At 73.6% G+C, this 3,498-nt stretch carries 2 protein-coding genes; one reads left to right on the forward strand and one right to left on the reverse strand.

Features of this window, described 5'->3' with window-relative positions; translation table 11 throughout:
- Positions 1 to 304: 304 nt before the first annotated feature.
- On the reverse strand, positions 305 to 706 hold the full coding sequence (locus tag ACFXAZ_RS38820; RefSeq protein ID WP_384601597.1) for a hypothetical protein: 402 nt from the start codon (positions 704 to 706) through the stop codon (positions 305 to 307).
- 284 nt (positions 707 to 990) lie between these two features.
- Between ACFXAZ_RS38820 and lon the strand changes: the two genes are divergently transcribed.
- Entirely contained in the window at positions 991 to 3,432 is a 2,442-nt protein-coding gene (gene lon, locus ACFXAZ_RS38825; RefSeq protein WP_384601600.1) for an endopeptidase La, read from the forward strand.
- Positions 3,433 to 3,498 lie beyond the last annotated feature (66 nt).

A 3,498-nucleotide genomic window follows, 5' to 3' on the forward strand; every position in this document is an offset into this window, starting at 1 on the left:
CCCCGGGCGCGCCCCGCCCACATGGCGCCGCGCCGCCCCCGCGGGGGGGCCCCCTCGGGCCGGCCGGGGGGGCCGCCCCCCCCGGCCGTCTCGCGGTGCAGGGTGCGCATGACGGCGCCGCCTGGGCCCCCGGCGGCTGTGGTCGGCGCACGTCTTTATCTGGTCGACCAGGGGATGACGCCGGTGGTTGCGACCTGGTCGCGCGGGGCGGAGGAGCCAGCGGGCGCCGCGATCACGATGTGGGTCACTACGTTCGTCTTCCCGTCCGTCGCTCGCGCCTGGGCCCTGGCCTCCACCTTGTCCGTCACCCCCGCCGCAACAACCCTGGGCGTGCCCCTGTCCGTCGCCTCCGCCCCGGCCCGGCCGGGACCCCGGCCCTCGTCCGCGCGCGCAGCCGGTAGCCCTGGGGAGCGGGGGCAGGGGCTTGGGGTCCGGTGGTCGCCGGGATGTCGGGTGAGCGGGCTCGGGGGTGGTGCATCGGCCTGGTCCTGGTCAGGGCCCGGCCCCGCTCGGCGGCGCGGGGCGGGCGTACGGGGCGGGGGGCCGGTGGCGGCCGGGACAGCAGGTCGGCGGGCTCGGGGGCGATCCAGCAGCCCGGCCCCAGCCCCAGCCCCGGCCCGGTCCGCTCGGCGGCGTCGGACACCTTCACCCCCACCCCGTGGCCGAGCACCGCCCCGGCCGCCTTGCGGACCGTCTCCTTCTCCACGGCGTCGTTCGTGGCGTCGAGGGCATGCCGTGAGACGTGGTCCGGGAGGCCGACGGCGATGGTCCAGCCCCATGGCTCTGGCCCGGCCAGCGGCTTCGCCGGCCCGGGGCAGACGTGGTGCGGCCCTTGGAATCCCCTCGTCCCTTTCGGCGTTCTGGCTTGTCACGGGCGGGTCGTGGGCTCGTGACGGGGTGATCGCTCAGAGCGAACAGCCGTCCGGGAACAATGGGAGGCTCACAAGCATTGAGTCGGCATAGCTCAACTTGACTGCCGAAGGGGAGATCATGGCTGCTGAGTCCGCTGGCTTCGGGGCGTCCACCTCGCTCGCCCTGCCCGTGCTGCCGCTCGACGACGAGGTCGTGCTGCCCGGGATGGTGGTCCCGCTGGACCTGAATGACACAGACGTACGCGCCGCCGTGGAGGCCGCTCAGGCCGCCGCGCGGTCGGAGCCGGGCAAGCCCAGGGTGCTCCTGGTGCCGAGGATCGACGGGGTGTACGCGACGACGGGCGTGCTCGGCACGGTCGAGCAGGTCGGCCGGCTGGCCGACGGCGACCCGGGCGCGCTGATCCGGGGGCGTGGCCGCGTGAAGATCGGTGCCGGGACGACCGGGCCGGGCGCGGCCCTGTGGGTCGAGGGCACGCGTATCGACGAGAGCGTGCCGGACCCGCTGCCGGGACAGGCCGCCGAACTGGTGAAGGAGTACAAGGCGCTGGCCACCAGCTGGCTCCGCAAGCGCGGTGCCTGGCAGGTGGTGGACCGGGTGCAGGCCATCGAGGATCTGTCCGCGCTGGCCGACAACTCCGGATACTCGCCCTTCCTCACCACCGAACAGAAGATCGAACTGCTGGAGACCGGCGACCCCGTCGCCCGGCTGAAGCTGGCCACCCAGCAACTGCGTGATCACCTCGCCGAGCAGGATGTCGCCGAGACCATCGCCAAGGACGTCCAGGAGGGCGTCGACAAGCAGCAGCGCGAGTTCCTGCTGCGGCGCCAGCTGGAGGCCGTGCGCAAGGAGCTGCGTGAGCTGAACGGTGAGAACGGCAAGGACTCGGGCGAGGAGTCCGACGACTACCGCTCCCGAGTCGAGGCCGCCGATCTGCCCGAGAAGGTGCGTGAGGCCGCCCTCAAGGAGGTCGACAAGCTGGAGCGGTCCAGCGACCAGTCTCCTGAGGGCTCCTGGATCCGCACCTGGCTGGACACCGTCCTGGAGCTGCCCTGGAGCGAGCGCACCGAGGACGCGTACGACATACAGGGCGCCAAGGGCATCCTGGACGCCGAGCACTCCGGTCTGGAGGACGTGAAGGAGCGGATCACCGAGTATCTGGCCGTGCGCAAGCGGCGCGGCGAGCGGGGCCTCGGGGTCGTCGGCGGGCGGCGCGGCGGTGCCGTGCTGGCGCTGGTCGGCCCGCCCGGAGTGGGAAAGACGTCGCTCGGCGAGTCCGTCGCGCACGCCATGGGCCGCAAGTTCGTCCGGGTCGCCCTCGGCGGCGTCCGGGACGAGGCCGAGATCCGCGGCCACCGCCGTACGTACGTCGGCGCGCTGCCCGGCCGGATCGTGCGGGCCATCAAGGAGGCCGGGTCGATGAACCCGGTGGTGCTGCTGGACGAGATCGACAAGGTGGGCTCCGACTTCCGGGGCGACCCCGCCGCCGCTCTGCTCGAAGTCCTGGACCCGGCCCAGAACCACACCTTCAGGGACCACTACCTGGAGGTCGAGCTGGACCTGTCCGACGTGGTCTTCCTGGCCACCGCCAACGTGCTCGAAGCCATCCCGGAGGCCCTGCTCGACCGTATGGAGCTGGTCCGCCTCGACGGCTACACCGAGGACGAGAAGGTCGTCATCGCCCGTGACCACCTGCTCCCGCGCCAGCTGGAGCGGGCGGGGCTCGACAAGGACGAGGTGACCATCGACGAGAGCGCCCTGCGCAAGCTGGCCGGCGAGTACACGCGCGAGGCCGGGGTGCGCAACCTGGAGCGGTCGGTCGCCCGGCTGCTGCGCAAGGTCGCGGCCCAGCACGAACTGGGCGAGCGGAAGCTGCCGTTCACCGTCCTGGACGCCGACCTGCGCGCCCTGATCGGACGGCCGCACCATGTGCCCGAGTCCGCCCAGGACCCGGCCGAGCGGCGCACGGCGGTGCCGGGCGTGGCCACCGGCCTCGCGGTCACCGGAGCGGGCGGTGACGTCCTCTTCGTGGAGGCGTCGCTGGCCGACCCGGAGACCGGCGCGGCGGGTCTGACGCTCACCGGGCAGCTCGGCGATGTGATGAAGGAGAGCGCGCAGATCGCCCTGTCCTTCCTCCGCTCCCACGGGGCCGAGCTGGAACTGCCGGTCGGCGACCTCAAGGACCGGGGCGTGCACATCCACTTCCCGGCGGGCGCGGTCCCCAAGGACGGCCCGAGCGCCGGTGTCACCATGACGACCGCGCTGGCCTCGCTGCTCTCCGGGCGGCAGGTCCGTACGGACGTGGCGATGACCGGTGAGGTCTCGCTGACCGGGCGGGTGCTGCCGATCGGCGGCGTGAAGCAGAAGCTGCTCGCCGCGCACCGCGCCGGGGTGACCACCGTCGTCATCCCCAAGCGCAATGAGGCCGACCTGGACGACGTCCCGGCCGAGGTGCTGGACAAGCTCGACGTCCACGCCGTGACCGATGTCCGCCAGGTCCTGGAGCTGGCGCTCGCACCCGCCACCAACGGGGCGGCGCCGGAGGTTCCGGTCGCGGCGTGACGGACGCGGCCGGTCAGGCAGGGCCCGGGGGGCCCCGCGTGTGGGGCCCCCGGGGGGCGGCCCGCG

The organism is Streptomyces sp. NPDC059477 (assembly GCF_042749375.1).
Classification (GTDB): domain Bacteria; phylum Actinomycetota; class Actinomycetes; order Streptomycetales; family Streptomycetaceae; genus Streptomyces.